25 protein-coding genes, 1 rRNA gene and 1 pseudogene are annotated in these 24,013 nt (G+C 72.2%); 19 read left to right on the forward strand and 8 right to left on the reverse strand.

What is annotated here, in order from left to right; translation table 11 throughout:
* From rrf to ACIQUQ_RS25720, 9 genes are all read left to right on the forward strand, one after another.
* Positions 1-75, forward strand: a 5S ribosomal RNA gene (gene rrf, locus ACIQUQ_RS25680); the annotation flags it as partial.
* A gap of 96 nt (positions 76-171) precedes the next feature.
* Positions 172-825, forward strand: coding sequence for an HAD family hydrolase (locus ACIQUQ_RS25685; protein ID WP_403980102.1), 654 nt, complete (start codon positions 172-174; stop codon positions 823-825).
* A gap of 43 nt (positions 826-868) precedes the next feature.
* Positions 869-2,095, forward strand: coding sequence for an MFS transporter (locus ACIQUQ_RS25690; RefSeq protein ID WP_403980105.1), 1,227 nt, complete (start codon positions 869-871; stop codon positions 2,093-2,095).
* The gene (locus ACIQUQ_RS25695; RefSeq protein WP_403980108.1) at positions 2,046-3,209 is read left to right on the forward strand and encodes an acetoin utilization protein AcuC; all 1,164 of its coding nucleotides are present in this window, start codon (positions 2,046-2,048) and stop codon (positions 3,207-3,209) included. The genes ACIQUQ_RS25690 and ACIQUQ_RS25695 overlap by 50 nt, the downstream gene beginning before the upstream one ends.
* A gap of 105 nt (positions 3,210-3,314) precedes the next feature.
* Positions 3,315-4,130 (forward strand): phosphatase, encoded by an 816-nt coding sequence (locus ACIQUQ_RS25700; RefSeq protein ID WP_403980111.1) that lies wholly within the window; start codon positions 3,315-3,317, stop codon positions 4,128-4,130.
* 127 nt (positions 4,131-4,257) lie between these two features.
* Positions 4,258-4,467, forward strand: coding sequence for a helix-turn-helix domain-containing protein (locus ACIQUQ_RS25705; protein WP_158939552.1), 210 nt, complete (start codon positions 4,258-4,260; stop codon positions 4,465-4,467).
* A gap of 110 nt (positions 4,468-4,577) precedes the next feature.
* Entirely contained in the window at positions 4,578-4,676 is a 99-nt protein-coding gene (locus ACIQUQ_RS25710; RefSeq protein ID WP_003948845.1) for a 30S ribosomal protein bS22, read from the forward strand.
* Between the two features lie 138 nt (positions 4,677-4,814).
* Positions 4,815-5,843, forward strand: coding sequence for an NAD-dependent epimerase/dehydratase family protein (locus ACIQUQ_RS25715; RefSeq protein WP_403980485.1), 1,029 nt, complete (start codon positions 4,815-4,817; stop codon positions 5,841-5,843).
* Entirely contained in the window at positions 5,843-6,871 is a 1,029-nt protein-coding gene (locus tag ACIQUQ_RS25720; protein WP_403980114.1) for a lysophospholipid acyltransferase family protein, read from the forward strand. The genes ACIQUQ_RS25715 and ACIQUQ_RS25720 overlap by 1 nt, the downstream gene beginning before the upstream one ends.
* A gap of 88 nt (positions 6,872-6,959) precedes the next feature.
* Here ACIQUQ_RS25720 and ACIQUQ_RS25725 read toward each other — a convergent pair whose 3' ends face one another.
* The 3 genes from ACIQUQ_RS25725 to ACIQUQ_RS25735 form a co-directional block, all read right to left on the reverse strand.
* Positions 6,960-8,183 (reverse strand): DUF5667 domain-containing protein, encoded by a 1,224-nt coding sequence (locus tag ACIQUQ_RS25725; RefSeq protein ID WP_403980117.1) that lies wholly within the window; start codon positions 8,181-8,183, stop codon positions 6,960-6,962.
* A 215-nt stretch (positions 8,184-8,398) separates the two neighbouring features.
* Positions 8,399-9,193 (reverse strand): ECF subfamily RNA polymerase sigma factor, BldN family, encoded by a 795-nt coding sequence (locus ACIQUQ_RS25730; RefSeq protein WP_403663876.1) that lies wholly within the window; start codon positions 9,191-9,193, stop codon positions 8,399-8,401.
* A gap of 349 nt (positions 9,194-9,542) precedes the next feature.
* The gene (locus ACIQUQ_RS25735) at positions 9,543-10,487 is read right to left on the reverse strand and encodes an HAD family hydrolase (RefSeq protein ID WP_403980120.1); all 945 of its coding nucleotides are present in this window, start codon (positions 10,485-10,487) and stop codon (positions 9,543-9,545) included.
* Between the two features lie 117 nt (positions 10,488-10,604).
* On the opposite strand from ACIQUQ_RS25735, the gene ACIQUQ_RS25740 reads away from it, so the two are divergent.
* From ACIQUQ_RS25740 to ACIQUQ_RS25775, 8 genes are all read left to right on the forward strand, one after another.
* A complete protein-coding gene (locus ACIQUQ_RS25740; protein ID WP_403980123.1) occupies positions 10,605-10,883 on the forward strand; it encodes a glutaredoxin family protein in 279 nt (92 codons plus the stop codon).
* 295 nt (positions 10,884-11,178) lie between these two features.
* Positions 11,179-12,033 carry a redox-sensing transcriptional repressor Rex gene (locus ACIQUQ_RS25745; protein ID WP_403980126.1) on the forward strand — a complete coding sequence of 285 codons (855 nt, stop codon included), beginning with the start codon at positions 11,179-11,181 and terminating at the stop codon, positions 12,031-12,033.
* On the forward strand, positions 12,030-13,697 hold the full coding sequence (locus ACIQUQ_RS25750) for a glutamyl-tRNA reductase (RefSeq protein ID WP_403980128.1): 1,668 nt from the start codon (positions 12,030-12,032) through the stop codon (positions 13,695-13,697). The genes ACIQUQ_RS25745 and ACIQUQ_RS25750 overlap by 4 nt, the downstream gene beginning before the upstream one ends.
* On the forward strand, positions 13,694-14,674 hold the full coding sequence (gene hemC / locus ACIQUQ_RS25755; protein WP_403980131.1) for a hydroxymethylbilane synthase: 981 nt from the start codon (positions 13,694-13,696) through the stop codon (positions 14,672-14,674). The genes ACIQUQ_RS25750 and hemC overlap by 4 nt, the downstream gene beginning before the upstream one ends.
* Positions 14,671-16,338 (forward strand): uroporphyrinogen-III synthase, encoded by a 1,668-nt coding sequence (locus tag ACIQUQ_RS25760; RefSeq protein ID WP_403980133.1) that lies wholly within the window; start codon positions 14,671-14,673, stop codon positions 16,336-16,338. The genes hemC and ACIQUQ_RS25760 overlap by 4 nt, the downstream gene beginning before the upstream one ends.
* Before the next feature lie 316 nt (positions 16,339-16,654).
* Positions 16,655-17,653 (forward strand): porphobilinogen synthase, encoded by a 999-nt coding sequence (hemB, locus tag ACIQUQ_RS25765; protein WP_403980137.1) that lies wholly within the window; start codon positions 16,655-16,657, stop codon positions 17,651-17,653.
* Positions 17,654-17,738: 85 nt separating this feature from the next.
* A complete protein-coding gene (locus ACIQUQ_RS25770) occupies positions 17,739-18,011 on the forward strand; it encodes a DUF1876 domain-containing protein (protein WP_399945629.1) in 273 nt (90 codons plus the stop codon).
* A gap of 49 nt (positions 18,012-18,060) precedes the next feature.
* A complete protein-coding gene (locus ACIQUQ_RS25775; RefSeq protein ID WP_403980139.1) occupies positions 18,061-18,339 on the forward strand; it encodes a DUF1876 domain-containing protein in 279 nt (92 codons plus the stop codon).
* Positions 18,340-18,426: 87 nt separating this feature from the next.
* Here the strand turns inward: ACIQUQ_RS25775 and ACIQUQ_RS25780 are convergent, their stop codons facing one another.
* From ACIQUQ_RS25780 to ACIQUQ_RS25790, 3 genes are all read right to left on the reverse strand, one after another.
* Entirely contained in the window at positions 18,427-19,659 is a 1,233-nt protein-coding gene (locus ACIQUQ_RS25780; protein ID WP_403980142.1) for a Kelch repeat-containing protein, read from the reverse strand.
* A 127-nt stretch (positions 19,660-19,786) separates the two neighbouring features.
* Entirely contained in the window at positions 19,787-19,972 is a 186-nt protein-coding gene (locus tag ACIQUQ_RS25785) for a DUF397 domain-containing protein (protein ID WP_403980144.1), read from the reverse strand.
* Positions 19,969-20,742 (reverse strand): Scr1 family TA system antitoxin-like transcriptional regulator, encoded by a 774-nt coding sequence (locus tag ACIQUQ_RS25790; RefSeq protein ID WP_403980147.1) that lies wholly within the window; start codon positions 20,740-20,742, stop codon positions 19,969-19,971. The genes ACIQUQ_RS25785 and ACIQUQ_RS25790 overlap by 4 nt, the downstream gene beginning before the upstream one ends.
* Positions 20,743-20,934: 192 nt before the next feature.
* On the opposite strand from ACIQUQ_RS25790, the pseudogene ACIQUQ_RS25795 reads away from it, so the two are divergent.
* Positions 20,935-21,276 (forward strand): annotated as a pseudogene (locus tag ACIQUQ_RS25795) (ATP-binding protein); the annotation flags it as partial.
* Between the two features lie 36 nt (positions 21,277-21,312).
* Here the strand turns inward: ACIQUQ_RS25795 and ACIQUQ_RS25800 are convergent.
* Together ACIQUQ_RS25800 and ACIQUQ_RS25805 are read right to left on the reverse strand one after the other, a co-directional pair.
* On the reverse strand, positions 21,313-21,846 hold the full coding sequence (locus ACIQUQ_RS25800; protein WP_403980505.1) for a hypothetical protein: 534 nt from the start codon (positions 21,844-21,846) through the stop codon (positions 21,313-21,315).
* Between the two features lie 166 nt (positions 21,847-22,012).
* The gene (locus tag ACIQUQ_RS25805) at positions 22,013-23,134 is read right to left on the reverse strand and encodes an NADAR domain-containing protein (protein WP_403980150.1); all 1,122 of its coding nucleotides are present in this window, start codon (positions 23,132-23,134) and stop codon (positions 22,013-22,015) included.
* Positions 23,135-23,289: 155 nt separating this feature from the next.
* Between ACIQUQ_RS25805 and ACIQUQ_RS25810 the strand changes: the two genes are divergently transcribed.
* Positions 23,290-24,012 carry a transporter substrate-binding domain-containing protein gene (locus ACIQUQ_RS25810; protein ID WP_403980152.1) on the forward strand — a complete coding sequence of 241 codons (723 nt, stop codon included), beginning with the start codon at positions 23,290-23,292 and terminating at the stop codon, positions 24,010-24,012.
* Position 24,013 lies beyond the last annotated feature (1 nt).

A 24,013-nucleotide genomic window follows, 5' to 3' on the forward strand; every position in this document is an offset into this window, starting at 1 on the left:
AACCCGGAAGCTAAGCCTTTCAGCGCCGATGGTACTGCAGGGGGGACCCTGTGGGAGAGTAGGACGCCGCCGAACAATCATTGTGGGAAAGCCCCTCACCTGATTCGAAAGAATCAAGGTGCGGGGCTTTTCTGCGTTTCAGGGCCTGTGCCGGCCGTTTAGGGTCGGGGCATGGGCTATGAACTCGTCATCTTCGACAACGACGGCGTGCTGGTGGACAGCGAGCGGATTTCCAACACGCTCCTGGCCGCCTACCTGACCGAACTGGGGCATCCCACCAGCTACGAGGACTCCCTGCGCGACTACATGGGCTCCGCCATGCACCGGGTGCACGAGCTCGTCCTCGAGCGGACCGGACGCCGGCTGCCCGACGGGTTCGACGACACGTTCCACGCGCGCGTCTTCGCCGCCTTCGAGCGTGAGCTGCAGCCCGTGCCCGGGGTGCGGGAGATGCTCGACGGACTGCGCGCGAGCGGGACGGCGTACTGCCTCGCCTCCTCAGGGAGCCACGAGCGGATCCGGGTCGGCCACCGGAGCGCCGGGCTGACCGGGTACTTCGACGACGCGCGCGTCTTCAGCGCCGAGGACGTCGGCAAGGGCAAGCCCGCCCCGGACCTCTTCCTCCACGCCGCCGCGAAGATGGGCGTCGCGCCCGAGCGGTGCGTGGTGGTCGAGGACAGCCGGCTCGGCGTACAGGCCGCGGTGGCCGCCGGCATGGACGTGTACGGGTTCACCGCCATGACCCCCGCCGACCGGCTCGCCGGGGCGACCGGACTCTTCGGTTCCATGTCCGAGCTGCCGGGACTGCTGAAACTGGCCATGTGATCCATCTACCCACCGGTAGCGGCGAGGCCTACGCTGTGCGGCCATGACAGACGTGCGCCTGCGCCGCGGCCGGGCTTCCCTGGCGGTCAGCTTCTTCGTCCAGGGGGTCACGTTCGCCCTCCTCGTGACGCGGATCCCCGCCATCCAGGACCGGTACGGGATATCCGACGCCCTGCTTCCGGCCTTCCTGGCCGCCGTGCCGATCCTGGCCGGGGTGTCGAGCGTGGCCACCGAGAAGCTCGTGCGCAGGGTTCCGCCCAGCGCCATCCTGCGGTGGAGCCAGCCGCTCGTGCTGCTCGCGCTCCTCGGGGTCGGCGCCGGGTCCCAGATGTGGCACGTGGCCGTCGCGCTCGGCGCCTTCGGGCTGGCGGTCGGCGCCCTGGACGCGTCCATGAACATGCTGGGCGTCAGCCTCCAGCGCGACTACGGCCGCAGCATCATGCTCGGGTTCCACGCCGCGTACAGCCTCGGCGGCATCGCCGGTGCCTCCGCGGCCTGGGCCGGCGCCCACTGGCACCTGTCGCTGTTCGTCTCCTACCTGCCGGCCGTCGTGCTCCTGCTGCCCGCCGCGCTCGTCGGGTCCCGCTGGTACGCCGACCAGCGCCGGCCCGGGGCGGCCGCCGGCGAGGGCACCGAGGCTGCCGGGTCCTCCGGCGTCGCGTTCAAGCTGCTGCTGCCGCTGTGCCTGGTGATGGCCTGCGCCTACATCGGCGACTCGACCGTCGCCAACTGGAGCGCGAAGTACCTCCAGGACGTGCTCGGCAGCTCCGAGCAGCTGGCCACCGTCCCCTACAACGTCTACATGGTCACCACCCTGCTGGGCCGGGCCGTCGGCGACCTCGGCGTGCGCCGCCTCGGGGCGGTGGCCGTGGTGCGCGGCGGGACTCTGCTCGCCGCCGCCGGTTTCGCGGTCGTGGCCGTCGCGCCCGGGGCCTGGGTCGGCATGGCCGGGTTCACGCTGCTGGGCCTCGGGCTGTGCGTGATCGTGCCGCAGACCTTCGCGGCCGCGGGGCGCCTCTTCCCCGGGTCCTCCGACGCCGCCATCGCGCGGCTCAACATCTTCAACTACGTCGGCTTCCTGGTCGGTTCCCCGCTCGTCGGCGCCCTGGGCGACGCGTGGAGCTACCGGGGCGCCATGCTCGTACCGATGGCCCTCGTACTTGTCACACTCGGGTACGCCCGCTCGTTCGGCTCCGAGACCGCCCGATACGGTGGCGGGCATGAGCGGGCGCGCGCTGTTGATGTGGGACGAAGCGGTCACGGGGTATGACTTCGGGCCGAGCCATCCGATGGACCCGGCGCGTCTGGCGCTGACCATGGGCCTGGTTCGGGCCTTCGGGCTCGACCGGGAGGTCGAGGTGCGGGCGGCCAAGGCGGCCGGTGACTCCACCCTGCGGCTGGTGCACCGGGAGGACTACGTGGCCGCCGTGCGGGAGGTCTCGGCGGACCCCGGCGTCGCCGACGGCTCGTACGGCCTCGGGACCGTCGACGACCCCGCCTTCCACGGCATCCACGAGGCCTCCGCGCTGATCGCCGGGCAGTCCGTGGCGGCCGCCGAGGCGGTGTGGCGCGGCGAGGCCGAACACGCCGTGAACTTCGCCGGCGGACTGCACCACGCGATGCCGGGGGGCGCGGCCGGGTTCTGCGTGTACAACGACGCGGCCCTCGCCATCGCGCGGCTCCTGGAGCTGGGCGCCGAGCGGGTGGCGTACGTGGACGTCGACGTGCACCACGGGGACGGCGTGCAGGCGGCCTTCTGGGACGACCCCCGCGTGCTCACGATCTCGCTGCACGAGCACCCCAGGACGCTCTTCCCGCAGACCGGCTGGCCGGAGGAGACCGGCGGCGCGGAGGGTTCGGCGGTGAACGTGGCGCTGCCGGCCGGCACCGGGGACGCGGGCTGGCTGCGGGCCTTCCACGCGGTGGTGCCCGAGGTGCTGGCGGACTTCCGGCCGCAGGTGCTGGTGACCCAGCACGGTGCCGACACCCACTTCGAGGACCCCCTCGCGCACCTGGCGGTGTCGCTGGACGCCCAGCGGGCCGTGCAGGAGGCGTGCCACGCGCTGGCCCACGAGCACTCCGACGGGCGCTGGCTCGCCCTGGGCGGGGGAGGGTACGCGATCGTGGACGTCGTACCGAGGTCGTGGACGCACCTGGTCGGGATCGCCGCGCACCGGCCCGTCGACCCGGAGACCGCCGTGCCGGCGTCGTGGCGGGAGGCGGCCTACGCGCGGACGCGGCAGCTGGCGCCGGGGCGGATGACGGACGGACGGTCCGTCAGCTGGGCGGACTGGGAAGCCGGTTACGACCCGGCGGACCGGATCGACCAGGCGGTCCTCGCGACCCGGCGGGCCGTCTTCCCGCTGCGGGGGCTGCTGGCCTGAGCCGGTCGCATCCCGGCCCGGACCGGGCTGGAAAGGGTTAGGCCAAGTGTGGGCCGTATCCGGTGTTCCGGTGCCGGCACCGGGCCGGTGCGGGAGCATCGAACGGTGTTGAGCACCGCCGCGCTGCGTGCGCATCTGCTGGCCGCCCGGTTGGCCGGGCCCGTGGCGACCTCCCGTGAGGAGAGCCTGCGCAGCTACCGCCTGTTCGCGGCGCGCGATCCGCGGGCGCTGCTCGGGCTGGACCCGGAGTGGGGCTGGGGCGAGGGCGACCTGCTGGCGCTGATGGCCGACAAGTGCGGTGTGTCCGGGGACCCCCGCCACGTGAGCGGCCCGGACATCATCGATCCGGAGCGGACCCTGGCGGCGCTCGACGCGTTCGCGAGCCGGTTACGGCAGGTGGCGGCGGCGCGGGCACCCGTGCTGTTCGGCACCGGTCATCCACACCGTCTCCTGGGGTTCTACGTCAGTTTGGCGGAGGCGCTGTCGGCGGCGGGATGTGAAGTCCTCACCCCGGCGCAGGGGTGCGGTGTCGACATGGCGAGCCGGTTCGGCGTACGTCCGTACACCCTCGATTACGTACGGGGTGTCGCCCTCGTGCGGGAACCCGGAGCGCGGCCGCCCGGGAGTGCGACCGGCGCACACACGCACTCGCCGCTCCCGGTTCGGGTCGCCCTGGGGGCCCTGGCCGACTCCGGAGGGCCGCTCCCGGCGCTGGTCGTCGGCGATCACGGATGGGTCTGCGGCGCAGGTCAGCTGGGGTTCGAGGCCATCGGGCTGGCCGACACGGACGACCCGGCGCTGTTCGTCGGCGAGGCCGAGGGGCGGGTGTCGGTGGCCGTTCCGCTTGATGACGCCGTGCGTTCGGACTACTACCGTCCGCTCACGCGCTACTTACTCGATCGGGCGAGTCTCGCGGCCTGAGCCGGCGGCCGTAGCTCCTCTTCCCCACTCGTACCACCCGCCCCTACTCTGGGAGTGAGCGCGCAACGACGAGGAGTAACCGGAGGGGAAGCCGGTGCCCGTCAGGTGCGGAAGGTCAAGGTGTGTCATGGCTGCTGGCGAGAGGCCTCTCAGTGAGGTTCAGTTCCTGACCGTGGCGGAGGTCGCCTCGGTGATGCGAGTGTCGAAGATGACCGTGTACCGCCTGGTGCACAATGGCCATCTGCCCGCGATCCGAGTGGGCCGGTCCTTCCGGGTCCCCGAGAACGCGGTCCACGAGTACCTCCGGGAGTCCTACGTGGGGGTGGAGACGGCCTGACGCCTCCCCTCGGTTAACAGGCTCGGAGCTCGGGCGGGTAGGCTAGGCCGACGTAGGTCGTGTGGGCCCAGACGCCCCGCACCAGTGAAGAGAAGTGAGCGAGGGTAGTCGTGGGCTCTGTTATCAAGAAGCGGCGCAAGCGGATGGCCAAGAAGAAGCACCGCAAGCTGCTCAAGCGCACCCGCGTCCAGCGCCGTAACAAGAAGTAAACGGCGTCTGTACGTGTTCTCCGCGGCCCCTCCACCATCCTTTGGTGGAGGGGCCGCGGTGTATAAGGGCCCAGGGAACGCATGCCCGCGCGGGCCGCTCGCGGCCGCGCGTCCGGCATCGAAGGGGAGGCGCTGATCGTGGGCAAGGTCGTGCTGGTCACCGGGGCCGCCCGGCAGCTGGGCAGCCGCTTCGTGCGGCGGATCCAGCGGGACCCGGACGTGGAGCGGGTCATCGCGGTGGACACCGAGGAGCCCGACCGGCGGCTCGGCTCGGCGGTCTTCCTCCAGGCCGACATCAGACAGCCGTCGATCGCGCGGATCCTCGCCGAACACGCCGTGGACACCGTCGTGCACCTCGCGGTCACCGGCAGTCCCCCGCTGGGCGGCGGCGGCCGGACCTCCGTGAAGGAGGCCAACGTCATCGGGACCATGCAGCTGCTCGGCGCCTGCCAGAAGTCCCCGACGGTCCGCCGGCTGGTCGTGAAGTCGACCACGAGCGTGTACGGGGCCGCGCCGCGCGATCCCGCGGTGTTCACGGAGACCACCCAGCCGAAGGCGCTGCCCGGCGGCGGGTTCGCCAAGGACGCCGTCGAGGTCGAGGGGTACGTACGCGGCTTCGCGCGCCGCAGGCCCGACGTGGCGGTCTGTGTGCTGCGCTTCGCGAACATCCTGGGCCCCCGCGCCGACTCCGCGCTGGCCGAGTTCTTCTCGATGCCGGTGATGCCCACGGTGCTGGGCTACGACCCGCGGCTCCAGTTCGTCCACGAGGACGACGTGGTGGACGTGCTGGAACTGGCCTCGGGCGAGCCGCGGCGCGGCACGCTGAACAGCGGTACGTTCAACATCGCCGGCGACGGCGTGCTGTTGCTCTCGCAGTGCTCGCGGCGGCTGGGGCGGCCGACGGTGCCGCTGCTGCTGCCCGCGGTCACGTGGGTGGGCCAGGCGCTGCGCACGGTGGGCTTCGCCGACTTCTCGCCGGAGCAGATCCGGCTGCTCACGCACGGGAGGGTCGTGCAGACCACGCAGATGCGCGAGGTGCTGGGCTTCGAGCCCTCGTACACGACCGCCGAGACCTTCGCGGACTTCGCGCGGAGCCGCGGGCCGGGGCTGCTGCCGCCGGAGGCGCTGGGACGTACCGTCGACCGTCTGAGAGGGGCGCTGTTGTGATGGCGGATGCCAAGGTCATCCCGTTCGACGAGGACCGTGAGCGGCCGCGCAGGGCGCCGCGGCGCGGCCGAGCCGGGGGGCGGCGGGGCGGGCGCGAGGCGCCGGTGTCGGTGGTCGCGCCGGAGGCTCCGGAGGAGCCCACGGGCCCCGAGGAGCCCGAGGCGGCCGGCGGAGGCCCGGGGGCGGCGGAGGGCTGGGACCGGCGCATCGCGAGCGGACTGGCCTTCCTGCGGCGGCGCCTGACGGGCGAGTACGAGGTCGACGAGTTCGGCTACGACAAGGAGCTCACCGACCAGGTGCTCATGTCGCTGCTGCGGCCCCTGTACGACGGGTACTTCCGGGTCGAGGTGAAGGGCGTCGAGAACATCCCCGCGGAGGGCGGGGCGCTGATCGTCGCCAACCACTCCGGGACGCTGCCGCTGGACGGTCTGATGCTCCAGGTCGCCGTGCACGACCGGCACCCGGCGCAGCGGCACCTGCGGCTGCTGGCCGCGGACCTGGTGTTCATGCTGCCGGTCGTCAACGAGCTGGCGCGGAAGGCCGGGCACACGCTGGCGTGCGCGGAGGACGCGCAGCGGCTGCTGGAGGCCGGGGAGCTGGTGGGCGTGATGCCCGAGGGCTTCAAGGGGATAGGGAAGCCGTTCGGCGAGCGGTACAAGCTCCAGCGGTTCGGCCGGGGCGGGTTCGTCTCGACGGCGCTGCGCGCGGGGACGCCGATCGTGCCGTGCTCGATCGTGGGGGCGGAGGAGATCTACCCCATGATCGGGAACGCGAAGACGCTGGCGCGGCTGTTCGGGCTGCCGTACTTCCCGGTGACGCCGACCTTCCCGTGGCTGGGGCCGCTGGGGGCGGTGCCGCTGCCGACGAAGTGGACGATCCAGTTCGGGGAGCCGATCCCGACGGACGGGTACCCGCCGGAGGCGGCGGAGGACCCGATGCTGATGTTCAACCTGACCGACCAGGTGCGGGAGCAGATCCAGCACACGCTGTACAAGCTGCTGGTGCAGCGGAGGTCGGTCTTCTTCTGAGCGCAGGCCGCCTTGGAGGCGTGCCGCGTTGAACGCATGCCGAGGGGTGGGGCGCCGGTTCTCCGGTGCCCCACCCCTCGTGCGTGTCCTACTCCGCGTCCTCTGCGCCCAGACCCAGGCCCGGGAGGATCCCCGGCAGGATGGGCGGGAGGGTGATGTCCGGCTTCGGGGAGGACGGGGACGTGGCCGGCGGCGTGGTCGTCGACTCCTTGGGCGGGTCGAGCAGGTCGCCCGTACCGCCGCCGAGCAGGCCTTCGGAGTCGTCGTCGCCCGAGTCGCTGGGCGCCGGGCGCTCCGGCGTGCGGCCCTGGGCGTCCGGGGACGCCGAAGGAGCGGCGTGCCGGCCGCCGGGCTCGGCCCGGCCGGTGCCCTGGTCCGCGGTGCCGCCGCCGGACGACTTGGCCTGACGGTGCTGCTCGGGCGTCTTGGGCAGCAGCGACTGCAGCGGCGCGACCTCGTCGTCTATGGCGTCGAAGACCGAGTTCACCTCGTCACCGACGTCGGTGAGCTGGGCGGGCAGCCGCTCACGCAGCTGACCCCAGGCCTCGCGGTGCGAGCGCGAGAACGAGGACAGCGCCTGGATCGCGCCCAGGGAGCCGTCCCGCTCGTACTCGGCGTGGAGCAGGCGGTGGCCTTGCTCGGCGTCGTGCTTCATCCCGGACAGCGCGCGCCTGATCTCGCCCAGCGATTCGTGGTCGAGCGCCCCGGACCTGCCGCGCTCCATGAGGCGCCGGGCCTCGTGGAGCCTGGTCGAGGCCTGGTCCAGATAGAGCTCGCCCCGGTCCGAATCGTCCTCGGCCATACCGAGTTTGAGGTCTTCCATCCCGCGCTTCACGGGGTAGAGGGAGTCACCCGGCAGTGCGTCGGTACTGGCAGCGGCCACTCCGCTGAAGGCCCCTGCGGCCACACCGACGGTGAGACCGCCCGCAGCGATGCCCTTCGACCAGCGGGAGCGGGGCCGCAACTTCCGGAGCGAGGTCGCCCGGTGGGCGCCACGGCCGGTCCGCTGTTCGGGCACCTGAGGGTCCGTCGAAGCACCCGCTCCGAAGGTTCCCTCCATCACCATGGTCTCCATGGCGGCCACGAGCTGCGCTCGCTGCACCACCTTGACCTCGGGGTCCAACTCCGGGCGCGGTAGCGCGTCGAGCACGTTCGCCAGGGCCAACATCCGGTCGTAATCAGCCGGTTCAGCCGGGTCGGCAGGCGCGTCGGGCTGCTCGGCCGCCGTCTCCGCGGGATCGGACAGCGTCCGATCCTCCAGGGCCTGGGCGAAGGCGTTCGCCCGCCGGTGCGCCGAAACGTTCGCGATCACTGGCGGCACCTCCTCTCGTCATGACGATCGACTCCCCTGTGTGTCCGGATGGTTGCCCGGCTTGAGCACATCCACTCTTTCGAGTGAGCGACCGCAGGCAGGGCGTGTCCACAGGGAGTCTGCATTCCGCACAACGAGCGGCGCGGCACTTGGGTTACGGACGAAGGATGATCGGACCACAGCGTCATACAGGGGTCACCGGATGTGAGTTGGGATCAGCGGGCGTCGTCCGGCAGCAGTCGGGCCAGCGTGCGGACGGCCCGGTACTGGAGGGTCTTGATGGCACCCTCGTTCTTGCCCATCACCCTGGCCGTCTCGGCCACCGAGAGGCCCTGCAGGAAGCGCAGTGTCACGCACTCCTGCTGCTGAGGATTGAGTTTCCGTACGGCCTCCAGCAGGGCCGCGTTGGACAGGGACTCCAGGACGGAGTCTTCGGGGCTGCGCTCGACCTCGTTGGCGTCGAGCATCTCGCCGGTGGTCACCTCCAGCCGGAAGCGGCTGGACTTGAAGTGGTCGGCGACCAGGTTGCGCGCGATCGTCACGAGCCAGGCACCGAAGTCCCGGCCCTGCCAGGTGAAGGTGGAGATGCGGCGCAGCGCGCGCAGGAAGGTCTCGCTGGTGAGATCCTCCGCCGTCGCCTTGCCGCCGACGCGGTAGTAGATGTAGCGGTAGACCGTGTCGCTGTACTGGTCGTACAGCCGGCCGAAGGCCTCGGCCTCGCCGTTCTGGGCGCGTTCGACCAGGTCCATCATGCGGGCGCTGTCGCTGTCCGCGGTGGGGCGGCGGGCGGTCGACGTGCTCGTACCGGTGCTCCCCCGGCCTCGTCTGCCCACGGTCGCTCCGCCGTCGGCCAGGGCGTAGCAGGGACCGGCAGGGCCGATTCCGGCGGGGACCGCGGCGGCGAAGGCGGGTAGGGCGTACGCGGTGGGGACGAAGCCGCGCAAGTGGCCGAGGACCGTTGCGCGGAGCGTAGCCAGGCCCGAGGCGTCAACCCCGACAGGTGGGTACACGGGACTCCCAGAGGCAGAGCTTCCATCACGTGCAGTGCGGACCGTTGACTCGCCGACCAGTGGTGGGGCGACGGAGAGGGGGCCCGTATGCGTTTGAGGAGAATAACGCTTCGTACAGGCAGCGCTACACCCAGTTGCTCAAATCATCGATTCCGACGCTTCTGTTGCGTGTCGAGGGCATATTCGATCGCGGATAGTGATCGGCTGGTGATCACTTCTGTACGCGGAATGCCTGCTTCCAGGGCGTGTTGTGGCCGACTCGAAAGCACCCGTGTGCCCCGCGTGTCCTGCGGGCAGAACCGGGGGAATGCCCGTCGTACGGGCGGTGGCCGCGGGGGTCCGCGGGCGGCTACCTGCGGCGCCGGTGCAGGGCGACCGCGGCCGCCGTGCCGCCCGCCAGGGCGCCCACTCCGGCCGCCGCGGGGATGCCGACCCTGGCCGCCTTGCGGCCGGTCCGATAGTCGCGCAGCCGCCACTCGTTGGCCCGGGCATGCTTGCGCAGTTTTGTGTCGGGATTGATCGCGTACGGATGTCCGACCAACGACAGCATGGGGATGTCGTTGTGCGAATCGCTGTACGCGGCGCAGCGCGCCAGGTCGAGGCCCTCGGCGGCGGCGAGGGCGCGGACGGCCTCGGCCTTCGCGGGTCCGTGCAGCGGCTCGCCGACGAGCCTGCCCGTGTAGACGCCGTCGACGGACTCCGCGACCGTGCCGAGGGCGCCGGTCAGGCCGAGCCGCCGGGCGATGATGGTGGCCGTCTCGACCGGGGCGGCCGTCACGAGCCAGACCTTCTGGCCGGCGTCGAGGTGGGCCTGGGCCAGGGCGCGGGTGCCCGGCCAGATCCGCTCCGCCATGTACTCGTCGTAGATCTCCTCGCCGATGACCATCAGTTCGGAGACGCGGTGGCCCTTGACGATGGAGAGGGCGCTGTCGCGGGCGTCCTGCATGTGCTCGGGGTCCTCGACCCCGGCGATCCGGAACCAGGCCTGCTGCCAGGCGAAGCGGGCGAGTTCGCGGCGCTGGAAGAACTCGCGCTTGTAGAGGCCCCGGCCGAAGTGGAAGATCGCCGCGCCCTGCATGACGGTGTTGTCGAGGTCGAAGAAGGCGGCGGCGCGCTCGTCCCCGGCGACGGGGAACTCCGGTTCCTCCGGCGCCGCCTCGGGGGCCTCCGGCGCGGCGGGCTCCGCGTACTGGGCGGAGGTCTTGCGCGCGGCCTCGGCGGAGGCCTCGCCCGCGAGCACGCTCCGCGCGGTCGCGGGGCGGTTACGGCGGGTGAGCCATCCGGGAGCGGCCATGAGGTGAGGATAGCCATTGTGTTCGGGTGTTCCCGAACCGTGCGGAAACGGCTGTGTGAACACTGGCGACATCGGCCGGGCCGTTCCGCACCGCGGACGCCGCGCGAGAATGGCCGTATGAGTCCTCTGCTGCGCCGTAAGGAAAAGAAGGCTCCCGGGGAGCGGATGGTGACGCTCATCGGGAAGCCGGGCTGCCACCTGTGTGACGTGGCACAGGAAGTGATCGAGAAGGTGTGCGCGGAGACGGGCGCCTCGTGGGAGAAGAAGGACATCACCCAGGACGAGGAGCTCTACCGCAGGCACTGGGAGCAGATTCCGGTGGTCCTCGTCGACGGTGAGCAGCACACCTTCTGGCGGGTGAATCCGGAGCGGCTGCGGAAGGCGCTGGCCGGCTGAGGTTCCGGTGTCGGGGGGCCGGCGCGCCGTGCGGTTACCATTCAGGGCGATTTGAGCGGTATCGGGGGCGTATCGAAGAGGAGTGTGTTCCGCTTTGCCCCCGTCGGGACGAGGACGCGCGGCGTCGGCCGGTAGTTCCCGCAGCTCGTGGCCGGAACGCGTGACCCCCATCACTTTGGTCGGACAAATTGGACACAATCTTTGTGCACGCGTTCACAAAGACATAGCCTGCTGTCGACGGGGCGGTCATGGGACAAAGGACCGCCTGCAGCCCCGCTCATCCCGCAGGAGCATCGTGGCAACTGGCCGAAATCACCGACCGGCGACCCGCAGCCGAGGCATTCCCGAGGCCACTGTCGCCCGGCTTCCGCTGTACCTGCGGGCCCTGACCGCGCTGTCCGAGCGCTCGGTGCCCACGGTCTCCTCGGAGGAGCTCGCCGCTGCCGCGGGGGTCAACTCCGCCAAGCTGCGCAAGGACTTCTCCTACCTCGGCTCCTACGGCACCCGCGGTGTCGGCTACGACGTCGAGTACCTCGTCTACCAGATCTCCCGTGAGCTGGGCCTCACGCAGGACTGGCCGGTCGTCATCGTCGGCATCGGCAACCTCGGCGCCGCCCTGGCCAATTACGGCGGGTTCGCGTCCCGTGGTTTCCGCGTGGCCGCGCTCATCGACGCCGATCCCGCGATGGCCGGGAAGCCGGTGGCCGGAATGCCGGTGCAGCACACCGACGACCTCGAGAAGATCATCGACGAGAACGGCGTCTCGATCGGCGTCATCGCGACCCCGGCGGGCGCTGCCCAGCAGGTCTGCGACCGGCTGGTCGCCGCCGGCGTCACCTCCATCCTGAACTTCGCGCCGACCGTGCTGTCCGTGCCCGAGGGCGTCGACGTGCGGAAGGTCGACCTCTCCATCGAGCTGCAGATCCTGGCCTTCCACGAGCAGCGCAAGGCGGGCGAGGAGCCGGCGGGCGGTGCTGCGGCGCCTTCCGCTGCTGCTCCGGCCCCTGCCGCCTCCTCTTCTTCTGCTCCGGCCCCTGCCGCTCCCGCGTCCGGCGCGCCGCGCCCCGCCGCCGGTGGCGGCGCCGCGACCGGTGCCGGGCGCAAGGGCGGCGGCCCGGAGGGCGACGTACCGGCGGTGATGCCGGCATGAGTCTGCTCGTCGTTGGGCTGAGCCACCGCAGCGCGCCGGTCAGCGTGCTGGAGCGGGCCGCGCTGACCGCCGACGCCAAGGTGAAGCTGCTGCACGACACGCTGGCGGCGGAGCCGGCCACGGAGGCGGCGGTGCTCGCCACGTGCAACCGGATCGAGCTGTACGCGGACGTGGACAAGTTCCACGCCGGCGTCGCCGAGCTGTCGACGCTGCTCGCGCAGCACAGCGGGGTGGCTCTGGAGGAACTGACCCCGTACCTCTACGTGCACTACGAGGACCGGGCCGTCCACCACCTCTTCTCGGTGGCGTGCGGGCTGGACTCGATGGTCGTCGGCGAGGGCCAGATCCTGGGCCAGATCAAGGACGCGCTCGCGCTGGGGCAGGAGCTCCACACCGCGGGCCGGCTGATCAACGACCTCTTCCAGCAGGCGCTGCGGGTCGGCAAGCGGGCGCACTCCGAGACCGGCATCGACCGGGCCGGGCAGTCGCTGGTGACCTTCGGCCTGGAGCAGCTGGCCGTGGACGTGCCGGTGGAGGCGTGGGCCGCGGGCAAGCGGGCGCTGGTGATCGGTGCCGGCTCGATGTCCTCGCTGGCCGCGGCGACGCTCGCGCGGCTGGGCGTGGCCGAGGTCGTGGTCGCCAACCGGACCCTGGAGCGGGCCGAGCGGCTCGTCGAGATCCTCGGGGAGAAGGTGGCGGCGCGGGCCGTCGCGATGGACTCCGTCGGGCGTGAGCTGACACGAGTCGACGTGGCGGTGTCCTGCACCGGAGCCACCGGGCTCGTCCTCACGGAGGACGACGTGGCCGCCGCCGTCGGTTCCGTCCGCGCGGAGCCCTCCCTTTCCGAGACCGCGGGCTCCGCCCCCGGCCCCCGCACCCCCGGCCCGGTCGTGGCCGCCGATCCCGCCGTCGTCGCGCGGCTGGCCGAGGCCGCCGCGCGGCTCGGGCGCCTCGCCGACGCGGGTGCCGCGCGGACGCTGACGGCCGAAGCCGCCGGCGCCGACGCGTGCCCCGTCGACTTCGCCCCCGCGGGAGCGAGCGGGCGGGCCGCCATTGCCGGGGTCGACGCCAGCTCGCTGGAGCTGCACGGGGCGTGGGCCGACCGGGCCGAGGCCGCCGGGCGGCAGCCGGTGCGGCGGGCCGCCGTGCCCGCGCAGGCCGGCGGTGCCGTACGGCTCGCGCTGCTCGACCTCGCCATGCCCCGGGACATCGACGCCGCCGTGCACCGCATCCCCGGCGTACGGCTCGTCGACATCGAGTCGCTCGCCGAGGCCTCCGCGGACGCCCCCATGGCCACGGACGTGGAGCTCGTCAAGGAGATCGTCGCCGACGAGGTGGCGGCCTTCGGCGCGGCCCAGCGGGCCGCGCACATCACCCCGACCGTCGTCGCCCTGCGCGCCATGGCCGCCGAGGTCGTGGCGAGCGAGGTGGCGCGACTCGACGGCCGGCTGCCCGATCTCGACGAGCGCCAGCGGGCGGAGGTCACCCAGACCGTCCGCCGCGTCGTCGACAAGCTCCTGCACGCGCCCACCGTGCGGGTCAAGCAGCTCGCCAGCGAGCCCGGTGGCGCCGGGTACGCCGAAGCACTGCGGGAACTCTTCGACCTCGACCCGGAGACGGTGGCCGCCGTCAGCCGCGTAAAGAACACAGGACCGGCATCATGAACTCAGCGAACTCAGCCCCTGACCAGAGGCCCCTCAAGCTCGGGACGCGGCGCAGCAAGCTGGCCATGGCCCAGTCCGGGCACGTCGCCGACGCGGTGCGCGCCCTGACCGGCCGGCCCGTCGAGCTCGTGGAGATCACGACCTACGGGGACGTCTCCCGCGAGAACCTCGCGCAGATCGGCGGCACCGGCGTCTTCGTGACCGCCCTGCGCGACGCCCTGCTGCGCGGCGAGGTCGACTTCGCGGTGCACTCCCTCAAGGACCTGCCCACCGCGCAGCCCGCGGAGCTGGTGCTGGCGGCCATCCCGCGCCGCGAGGACCCGCGTGACGTCCTCGTGGCCCGCGACGGCATGACCTTCGAGCAGCTGCCCGACGGCGCCCGGGTCGGCACCGGTTCGCCGCGCCGCATGGCCCAGCTGAACCACTACGCCCGGCAGCTCGGCAAGAGCATCGAGACCGTCGCCATCCGCGGCAACGTGGACACCCGCATCGGGTTCGTGCGCAGCGGCGAGCTCGACGCCGTGGTCCTGGCCGCCGCCGGCCTCAACCGCGTGGGCATGAGCGCGGAGGTGACCGACTTCCTGTCGGTCGACAACGTGCTGCCCGCCCCCGGCCAGGGTGCCCTGGCCATCGAGTGCACCGCGGACAACGCGGACCTCATCGCCGTGCTCGGAAAGCTCGACGACCCGCACACCCGGGCCGCCGTGACCGCCGAGCGTTCCCTGCTCGCCGCCCTGGAGGCCGGTTGCAGTGCACCTGTGGGTGCGCTCGCCGATCTGCTGGCCGACGGCCAGGTTGTCAACGAAATGCGCCTGCGCGGCGTCGTCGGCACCACCGACGGCTCGACGCTGGTGCAGCTGTCCACCACCGGTTCCGTGCCCCAGTCGTACGACGAGGCGCTGGCGCTCGGCCGCGAACTCGCGGACGAGATGCTGGCCAAGGGCGCGGCCGGTCTGATGGGGGAGCGAGCACTTTGAGCCCCACAAGTTCCACCACCTCCGCGCTTCCGGCCGTCGCCGTCCAGGGGCACGTCACCTTCCTTGGTGCCGGCCCCGGCGACCCGGGACTGCTCACGCTGCGCGCCGTCGAGGCGCTCGGCGCGGCGGACGTACTGATCGCGGAGCCCGAGGTGCTCGACGTCGTACGCACGCATGCGCGGGCAAATGTCGACACGCCGCAGCTGACGGTCGCTGACGAGGCGTCAGCAGCCGCCGGTGTGCCGGTGATCCGGGACGCCGCCAATCTTGTCATGGAGGCCGCGCGCTCCGGCAGGCGGGTCGTCCGTGCGGTCACCGGCGACCCCGGCCTCGACGGCAACGCCGCCGAGGAAATGCTCGCGTGCGCCACGGAGGGCATCCCCTTCGAGGTGGTCCCGGGCGTCGCGACGGCCGTCGGCGTGCCCGCGTACGCCGGTGTCCCGCTGCGCGACACGGCCGGTACCGACGTCCGCTTCGTGGACGCCCGCACCGCCAACGCGCGCTGCTGGACCGAGGCCGGCACGAGCGACGGCACGCTCGTGGTGTCCGCGACCCTGGAGACGGTGTCCGCCGCCGCGGCCGAGCTGGTCACGGCGGGCCGCAAGCCCGACACCCCGCTGACCGTCACGGTCGCCGGCACGACCACGCGCCAGCGCACCTGGACGGCGACGCTGGGCTCCATCGCCCAGGTCTTCAAGCAGGGCAAGGTGCTCCCCTCCCCGGAGGGCCACCGCCCGGTGATAGCCGTGGTCGGTGAGCACAGCACGGCCGCCCGCCGCGACGAGCTGGCCTGGTTCGAGTCGAAGCCGCTGTTCGGCTGGCGCGTCCTGGTCCCGCGTACGAAGGAGCAGGCGGCCTCGCTCTCCGACCAGCTGCGCAGCTACGGCGCGGTGCCGCACGAGGTGCCGACCATCGCCGTCGAGCCCCCGCGCACCCCGCAGCAGATGGAGCGGGCGGTCAAGGGCCTGGTCACCGGCCGGTACGAGTGGATCGCCTTCACCTCGGTCAACGCGGTCAAGGCGGTGCGGGAGAAGTTCGAGGAGTACGGGCTCGACGCGCGTGCCTTCGCGGGCATCAAGGTCGCCGCGGTGGGCGAGCAGACCGCGGCCGCGCTGGTCGAGTTCGGCGTGAAGCCGGACCTGGTGCCGAGCGGCGAGCAGTCGGCCGCCGGGCTGCTGGATGACTGGCCGCCGTACGACCCGGTCTTCGACCCGATCGACCGCGTCTTCCTGCCGCGCGCCGACATCGCCACCGAGACGCTGGTGGCGGGCCTGATCGAGCTGGGCTGGGAGGTCGACGACGTCACGGCGTACCGCACCGTGCGGGCGTCGCCGCCGCCGGCCGAGACCCGCGAGGCGATCAAGGGCGGCGGCTTCGACGCGGTGCTCTTCACCTCGTCGTCGACCGTGCGGAACCTGGTGGGCATCGCCGGGAAGCCGCACAACGTGACGGTGATCGCCTGTATCGGTCCGGCCACGGCGAAGACCGCCGAGGAGCACGGGCTGCGGGTGGACGTCCTCTCACCGGAGCCGTCGGTCTCGAAGCTGGCGGAGGCGCTGGCGGAGTACGGGATCGCGCGGCGGGAGGCGGCGAAGGCGGCCGGCGAGGCCGTTGCCCGTCCGAGCGAGCGTCGGCCGGGGGCGCGGCGGCGCCGTACGACCTGACGCGTCGGGGCGGGTGCCCTCCCGGGCTCCCGCCCCGCCGTGTCCCCTCCGGGCTCCGCCCGGTCCCGTGCCGGGTGCGGGTCCCGTGCCGGGTGCGGTGCGGGCCGTGTGCGGGTGCGGGTCGTTGCCCTGCGGGGCTGGTCCCCTACCCGCCCTTCCTCCGTTCCCCGGGCTTCGCCCGGACCCGTCGGGGGCTCCGCCCCCGTACCCCCGCTCCTCAAACGCCGGAGGGGCTTGATCTGTGGGTAGGGGAACGTTCCCCGGGGGTGGCGCCTACGCTGGGGGCGACCTGCTCCATACCCACCCAGAGGCGAACATGAGCGTGTACGGATCCTTCCCCGGCTCGCGGCCCCGCCGCCTGCGCACCACCCCCGCCATGCGCAGGATGGTGGCCGAGACCCGGCTCCACCCGGCCGACCTGATCCTCCCCGCCTTCGTGCGCGAGGGCGTCAGCGAGCCCATCGCCATCTCCGCGATGCCGGGCGTGGTCCAGCACAGCCGTGACACGCTGCGGAAGGCCGCCGTCGAGGCGGTCGAGGCGGGCGTCGCCGGGATCATGCTCTTCGGCGTTCCGGCGGACGAGAACAAGGACGCGCTCGGGACGGCCGGCACCGAGCCCGACGGCATCCTCCAGGTCGCCATCCGCGACGTGAAGGCCGAGGTCGGCGACGACCTGGTGATCATGTCCGACCTCTGCCTCGACGAGTACACCGACCACGGCCACTGCGGCGTGCTGGACGCGGACGGCCGGGTCGACAACGACGCCACCCTGGAGCGGTACGCCGAGATGGCGCAGGTCCAGGCCGACGCGGGCGTCCACGTCGTGGGCCCGAGCGGCATGATGGACGGCCAGGTGGGCGTCATCCGCGACGCGCTGGACGAGACCGGCCACGAGGACGTCTCGATCCTGGCCTACACGGCGAAGTACAGCTCCGCCTTCTACGGCCCCTTCCGCGAGGCCGTCGCCTCCTCGCTCCAGGGCGACCGCAAGACGTACCAGCAGGACCCGGCGAACGCCCGCGAGTCGCTGCGCGAGCTGGCGCTCGACCTCGAAGAGGGCGCCGACATGGTCATGGTCAAGCCCGCCGGCCCCTACCTCGACATCCTGTACCGCGTCGCCGAGGCCGTGGACGTCCCCGTCTCCGCGTACCAGATCAGCGGTGAGTACGCGATGATCGAGGCCGCCGCCGAGAAGGGCTGGGTCGAGCGCGACCGGGCCATCCTGGAGACCCTGACCGGCATCAAGCGAGCCGGCGCCGACACGATCCTCACCTACTGGGCCACCGAAGTGGCGGGCTGGCTGCGCAACCGGTAGCCCCGGGCACGGGCGGGCCGCCCGGAGCGTGCGAGGGCGGCCGCACGGGTGCACGCTGGTAACAGCGGCCCCGGAGGTGATCGCCATGAAGGACGCTGTCGGATGGCACGTCGACCTGGAGTTCCAGGAGGACAGCAAACGCACCCGCGCGGCTGCCCTCGTCCGCCTGCCGGACGGGAGCGAGCTGCGCTCGCACGGCTACGCGAGCCGCCACCCCAGTGACGGCAACCAGCCCAGGGTGGGAGAGGAAGTCGCGGCGGCCCGTGCCCTCAACGACCTGAAGGAACAACTGCTCACCAAGGCGCACGACGAGATCGACGAGGCATCGGGCCGGACCTCCTACCCGATCACCCGCTGACGCGCGTCGGACCGCGGTGGAGACGGACAAGGGTGGAGGCGAGTCCGTCATGTCGGAGCACCAGCACATCGGATGGCACGTCGAGACGGAGTTCGAGGACGAGGGCCACCGCACCAGCGCGGCCTGCCTCCTCAGACTCTCCGACGGTACGGAGTTGAAGGCGCGCGGGTACTCCCTGCGCCACCCCTCCGACCCGGAGCAGCTGAGGGTCGGGGAGGAGATCGCGGGCGCGCGGGCGCTGATGGACCTGGCGTCGCAGCTGCTGGAGAAGGCCCATGGGGAGATCGACGAGATGACGGGCAAGCACTCGTACCCGATCAATCGCTGATCGTCGGTCGCTCCCCTGGTGGGTGAGGGAAACCGGGACGGCCCGGGCGCGTGCGCCCGGGCCGTTCTCGTACCGTGGGAGTGCTGGTCAGGGGCGGGCGTCCGCCGGGGGTTCGGTGACCGGGGGCAGGACGGCGACGGTGGCCGCGTCCTCGTCGTGGTGGCCGCCGTTGCCGCCGGATCCGTTGCCGTTGTTGTCGTGCTTGCCGTTGCCGTTCCCGCCGGTGCCGTTGCTCTGCCATTCGATGGCGAAGGCCACGGTGTCGGAGGTGCGGTTGGGCTTGACCTCGGTCGAGCCGCCGTACGCGTACACGCACGGGCTCTTCGTGTTCTTCGGGCACGGCGCGGTGGCCCCGGCGAGGCCGCGGTGCGCGACGGGCAGCGACGGCAGGGTCGCCCAGGCGTTGGTGGCCGGACTGTACGCCTCGAAGGTGCTCAGCGGGGTGCCGGCGGCGGTGCCGCCGCCCATGGCGTAGACGCAGGTGTTCTTCATGCCGTCCGGGCAGGGGGCGGAGGCGGCGGCGAGCTGCTGCCGCGCCGTGGGCATGTCCGGTGCGTACGACCAGTTGTTGGCGGCCGGGTTGAAGACCTCGACCGACTTCAGGTCGCCCGAGGCGTTCACGCCGCCGAGGGCGTAGATGCAGGTGCCGTGGTGCTTGTGCTTGCTGGGACACGGGGCCGCGGTGCCGGCGTGGGAGGCGCGGGCGGTCTGGAGCGGGGTGAGGGTGACCCACACGCCGGTCTGCGGGCTGAAGGCCTCCACCGAGGAGAGGAAGCCGCCGTTGCCCTCACCTCCGAAGACGTAGACGCAGGAGCCCTTCAGCCCCAGGCCCTCGGGGCAGGGGCCGGTGGCCGCGGCCGCGCTGTGGCGGGGCGTCTGGAGGCTGGGGAGGGTGATCCAGGTGTTGGTGGCCGCGCTGTACGCCTCCACCACCCCGGAGGGGCCGGGCGCCTGTACGCGGGAGCCGCCCGCGGTGTAGACGCAGTCGCCGCTGAGCCCGCTCGGGCAGGGAGCGGTGGTGGCGGCCACGGCGGAGCGGGGGGTCGGCATGGACGGCAGCGTCATCCACGTGTTGGCGCTGGGGCTGTACGCCTCCAGGACCTTGTTCGCCTCGTCCCCGGAGACCGCGTACACACAGGTGCCCGCGTACCCGGTGGGGCACTTCGCCGCGGCGCCGGCCACGAGGTACCGGGGGGTGGGCATCGGGGGGACGGACACCCACACGCCCTGCGCCGAGGCGGTCGTCGTGGACAGGGCGAGGAAAGGGGCCAGGGCGAGGACGGCGAGCCGTCTCAGGCCCCGGGAGCGGAAGGGATGCATGGGACCTCCACACGCGGCCGATGGTTCGCTACTCACCATCACGCCGGGTGCGCGGAGCGTCGCGCGGAGCGCGTCCGAACGGCCCAGTCCCGGTTCCCTGCCGGTCCCCTGCGGGGTGCCGGCGGCTCTAGCGGGTGACCCAGCCGGTCAGTGCCGCCCAGGCGTGGGGCGCGAGCCGCAGCTCGGGGCCGCCGGTGATCTTGGAGTCCCGCACGTGGATGGCCGTGGGGCACGCGGCGACCTCGACGCAGGCGTTGCCGTCCCCTCCGCTGTAGCTGGACTTCCGCCACGGGCGGGCGTCTGTGGTGCTCATGGTTCTAGCTCCCCTAGCCTGCGGTCCAACAGGTCCCGCGTTTCCCCGACGTTGAGGGCCTGCGTGCGCAGCATCCCATACCGCTGCGAGAGGACGCTGACCTCCTCGGGGTCCATGATGAGCGAACTGCCGTGCTGGGACTCCGCGTACGCGAGTAGCTGGTGCTCCGGTGTTTCGAGGGTGAGGAACGCACCGTTCACCCCCGGATGGCCGGTGCTGCTCAGGGGCATTACTTGCAGGGTGAGGAAGGGCAGATCGGCGCAGGCGCGCAGGTGTCGGACCTGCTCGGCGTGGACGTCCGGGCCGCCCAGCGGGTTCAGCAGGATCGGTTCCCAGAGCACGAAGGTGAGTGACGGGGGCTGATCGCGGCGCAGGATCTCCTGGCGTCCCATCCGGGTCTCCATGTGCCTCTCGATCACCTTCTCGGGGAACGTTGGTACGCGGCCGCGGAACAGGGACAGCGCGTACGCCTCGGTTTGCAGGAGGCCGGGCACGATATGGGCCTCGTACCAGCAGATCGTCAGCGCTTCCCGTTCGTACTCGAAATAGGCCTCCGCTCCGCGCGGCGCCTGGTCGAAGTCGGGCAGGTGCCGGACAGCGACGCTGAGCGTGCCCTTCGTGTTGAGGATCGTGTCGAGCCGGGTGGCCACGTCCGGCTGCAGTGGCCGCCGCCCCTGCTCGATCGACGCGATCGTTTCCTCGTGGATGCCGGCGAGTTCGGCGAGCTTCTTCTGGGTCATCCCCATGGGGACACGGAAGTTGGCCACCATCGCGCCGATCATCTCGTGTGCCGACGCGTTCCTTCTGGGTTTTCTCGCTGCCATGCCCGTGTACTCCCCGGCCCGACCCGTACAAGCACGTCGCCGACCCGTACAACGGTTTTGTACGGGTCGGGTCCCTGTTCCACGGTAGTCACGCACCGCGACGATCGTCCCGTGAATACGGAGACTCGACCCGCCTTGATGCGGGAACGCCTGTTCCCGAAGTGCCGTCAAACGGTGCACGCCGCACGGCACTTCACTGCCCAGACGCTCGACGCCTGGGGCGTCGCCTGGCGTCGGCACGACGTGTTGCTCTGCGTTAGCGAGCTGGCCACCAACGCCCTGCGGCACGGCGTGCCTCCCGGCCGCGGGTACCGCGTACGGCTGCTCGGGTACGACGGCGGTGTCCGGCTGGAGGTGCACGACAGCGGGCCCGGGCTGTCCCGGACGCGGGTCGGGGCCGGGATGGGGCTCGTCCTCGTGGCGGCGACCTCGGACCGCTGGGGCGCGGTGCCGAGGTCGCCGGGGAAGACCGTGTGGTGCGAGTTCGACGCGCAGGGGCGGCAGCCGCGGCAGCCGCTACGGGCAGAGGCGGCCCGGCTTGGGGTAGCAGTCGTCCGGCGGGTCGACCGGGCCGCCGGGACGGAAGTTGGACCACCACAGCGGGGTGTTGGCGGACGAGTAGACGATGAGGTTGCCCTCGTTCGAGACGGCCAGGTACGCGCCCGGTCGGCCCGCGGTGCCGCTGTTCCACAGCGGGCGCCAGGCGGCGTCGTACGCGACGAGGTTCCCGTCGCCCTGCATGTAGAAGTAGGTGCCGATGCCGTACGTGCCGCGGGCCGTCCAGATCGCGGTGCCGTGGTGGTACAGGACCACGTGGCCGTCGGTCTGCTGGACCAGGGACGTGTTCCCGTCGGGCGAGGACCAGGACTGGCCGCGGGTCAGCCCGCTGTTGCCCTGGATGATCGTCTCGGTGCCGTTGACGGTCGCCGTGGCGGCCGTACGGGCCGGCGCACCGGCCGCGTGGGCGGTGGCGGCCCCCAGCCCGGCCGGGGCCAGGGCGAGGACGGCGGAGGCGGCGAGGACCGCCAGTCTGAGGCGGGTTCGGTTCATGCGGACTCCCGTGCGGTGTGATCCGGATGGACGCCGGAAGACTCGCAGCGGAACCGGCGCCGCGGCAGGAGGAATTCGGCCGGGTGCGGATACGTCCGGAAACGCGGACTTGCGGAGGTTCGCGCGGCCTGTCGGGGTTCCTTCCGGGGCGCCGGACCCGGCCCGATCACACCCCGGTGATCCCCGCTCGCCGCATCCGCAGTTCGGAGCGCACGAGTTCGAGGACGCGCCCCGACCAGTTGCGGCCCCGGCCGCCGTTGTCGCCCCAGAACTCCGAGTTCACGTCGTCGTAGATCACGGTGGCGTCGTCCGTTGCCAGCAGGACCTCGGCCAGCTCGGGGTGCTGGTCGTACTTGGCGCGCAGCAGGTGCGTCATGACGGCGGTCCGGACGTGCTCCCAGTCCTCGCGGCGGGGCACCCCTGCCGCGAGCGTGCGCGCCGCGGCGGCGTTCTCCGCCGCCGCGACCGTGTGCCGCGCCCCGGGCTCGGCGACCGACAGGGCCCAGTAGGCGTGGGCGACGGACGGGTAGCCGGTGTCCGCGACCGCGATCGGGGCGGGGTAGTCGTGCCGCAGGCCGAGCTTTCCGGGATCGGCCACCGGTTTGCCGGGATACGAGTGGTACAGCTGGACGGCCGGTGCGTGCGGCGTCGCCGGTCCGTCCGCGGGGACCTCGCTCGCCCTCTTGGCCCTCCAGCGGGCCCGCTCCTCGAAGTACGCGAGGGCCCTGTCGTAGTTCTGCTGGGTGACCGTTCCGTCGTACGAGAGGTAGGTCCGGCCACCGGGCCCCGCCACCAGGACGCGCAGCGGCCAGTCCTTGCTGTCCATGTCGCCCAGTGCGAAGCGCCGCTGGGACTCCGGGACGGCCAGGAACGCGGCACGGGCCACGGCCCGCTTCTCCTCGGTCCGGTCGGCGAGGAAGGCGTCGACGGCGGCCAGGCAGCGGTCGGTCGAGTCGGGCCGCCCGTTCAGCTGGTCGATGGTGTCGCGGACTTCGGCGAGCAGCAGCTCGGGCGTGAGCCAGCTCTCCGGCTCGCTGAACTTCCAGTCCGCCAGCTCGTGGGCGGACGCCTCGGCGCCCTCCGGGAAGCTGGTGGCCACCCAGCCGGTGCGCAGCTTCTCCTCGAACTCCCCGACGGTGACCAGGCCCCAGCAGTCGATGAGCCCGTCCGCGTAGACGAAGAGGTCGGTGAGGAAGTACTGGCCGCCGTTGCGGATGAAGGCGTGCCGCCAGGTTCCGGGTATGCGGACGCCGTCTGCCGTGCGGTGGGTGGTCCGGTTGCCGATCATCCTGGGATTGTGCCGCAGCGATCGTCGCGCGGACCGTGAATTTCCTCCGGGACGGCTCGTCGTGACCCCGTGGCGGAAGTGCAGCGCCGAGGGCGCCGATGCCACCGCCGGCGGTGTCCGGGACCGCTCCCGGGCCGCGTCCTAGACTCCGGGTCATGGGGAATCTGACTGCTGCCGTGATCGAGGACCTCGCGCCCAAGGGCGTGCTGCGGGCCTCGGTCAACCTCGGGAACCCGGTCCTCGCACAGGGCACGCCCGAGGAGCCCGCCGGGATCACCGTGGACATCGCGCGCGAGCTGGCCGCCCGGCTCGGGCTGCCGCTGGAGCTGCTCTGCTTCGACGCGGCCCGCAAGTCCTTCGCGGCGATGGCCGAGGGGCGGGCCGACCTCTGCTTCCTCGCCGTCGACCCGGCGCGGGAGGCGGAGGTGGCGTTCACCGCCCCGTACGTGCTGATCGAGGGTGTGTACGCGGTCCCGGCCGGCTCCGCCCTGACCACGGCCGCCGAGGTGGACTCCGACGGGGTGCGGATCGGCGTCAAGGAGGGCTCGGCGTACGACCTGTACCTGTCCCGGGCCCTGGAGCACGCGTCCGTCGTACGCGGTGCCGAGGGCGTGGACGTGTTCCGGGAGCAGGGGCTGGAGGCCGGGGCAGGCATCCGGCAGCCGATGACCGCGTACGCGGCCGCGCACCCCGAAGTGCGGCTGCTGGACGAGGCGTTCATGCAGATCAGGCAGGCCGTCGGGACGACCGTGGACCGGCGGCCCGAGACGGTGGCCTGGCTGCGGGCCTTCTTGGAGGAGCTGAAGGCGTCGGGCTTCGTCGCGGACGCGCTGCGGCGGTCGGGGCAGTCGGAGACCCTGGCCGCCCCGGCCGCCTGAC

The sequence above is a fragment of the Streptomyces sp. NPDC101118 genome, from assembly GCF_044759445.1.
Taxonomy (GTDB): Bacteria; Actinomycetota; Actinomycetes; order Streptomycetales; family Streptomycetaceae; genus Streptomyces.

Bases quoted from the DNA above. Each gene is read 5' to 3' on its own strand.
- ACIQUQ_RS25685 (WP_403980102.1), top strand. From the start codon at position 172: ATGGGCTATGAACTCGTCATCTTCGACAACGACGGCGTGCTGGTGGAC.
- ACIQUQ_RS25690 (WP_403980105.1), top strand. From the start codon at position 869: ATGACAGACGTGCGCCTGCGCCGCGGCCGGGCTTCCCTGGCGGTCAGC.
- ACIQUQ_RS25695 (WP_403980108.1), top strand. From the start codon at position 2,046: ATGAGCGGGCGCGCGCTGTTGATGTGGGACGAAGCGGTCACGGGGTAT.
- ACIQUQ_RS25705 (WP_158939552.1), top strand. From the start codon at position 4,258: ATGGCTGCTGGCGAGAGGCCTCTCAGTGAGGTTCAGTTCCTGACCGTG.
- ACIQUQ_RS25720 (WP_403980114.1), top strand. From the start codon at position 5,843: ATGGCGGATGCCAAGGTCATCCCGTTCGACGAGGACCGTGAGCGGCCG.
- ACIQUQ_RS25735 (WP_403980120.1), bottom strand. From the start codon at position 10,487: ATGGCCGCTCCCGGATGGCTCACCCGCCGTAACCGCCCCGCGACCGCG.
- ACIQUQ_RS25740 (WP_403980123.1), top strand. From the start codon at position 10,605: ATGAGTCCTCTGCTGCGCCGTAAGGAAAAGAAGGCTCCCGGGGAGCGG.
- ACIQUQ_RS25750 (WP_403980128.1), top strand. From the start codon at position 12,030: ATGAGTCTGCTCGTCGTTGGGCTGAGCCACCGCAGCGCGCCGGTCAGC.
- hemC (WP_403980131.1), top strand. From the start codon at position 13,694: ATGAACTCAGCGAACTCAGCCCCTGACCAGAGGCCCCTCAAGCTCGGG.
- hemB (WP_403980137.1), top strand. From the start codon at position 16,655: ATGAGCGTGTACGGATCCTTCCCCGGCTCGCGGCCCCGCCGCCTGCGC.
- ACIQUQ_RS25770 (WP_399945629.1), top strand. From the start codon at position 17,739: ATGAAGGACGCTGTCGGATGGCACGTCGACCTGGAGTTCCAGGAGGAC.
- ACIQUQ_RS25775 (WP_403980139.1), top strand. From the start codon at position 18,061: ATGTCGGAGCACCAGCACATCGGATGGCACGTCGAGACGGAGTTCGAG.
- ACIQUQ_RS25780 (WP_403980142.1), bottom strand. From the start codon at position 19,659: ATGCATCCCTTCCGCTCCCGGGGCCTGAGACGGCTCGCCGTCCTCGCC.
- ACIQUQ_RS25785 (WP_403980144.1), bottom strand. From the start codon at position 19,972: ATGAGCACCACAGACGCCCGCCCGTGGCGGAAGTCCAGCTACAGCGGA.
- ACIQUQ_RS25790 (WP_403980147.1), bottom strand. From the start codon at position 20,742: ATGGTGGCCAACTTCCGTGTCCCCATGGGGATGACCCAGAAGAAGCTC.
- ACIQUQ_RS25800 (WP_403980505.1), bottom strand. From the start codon at position 21,846: ATGAACCGAACCCGCCTCAGACTGGCGGTCCTCGCCGCCTCCGCCGTC.
- ACIQUQ_RS25805 (WP_403980150.1), bottom strand. From the start codon at position 23,134: ATGATCGGCAACCGGACCACCCACCGCACGGCAGACGGCGTCCGCATA.
- ACIQUQ_RS25810 (WP_403980152.1), top strand. From the start codon at position 23,290: ATGGGGAATCTGACTGCTGCCGTGATCGAGGACCTCGCGCCCAAGGGC.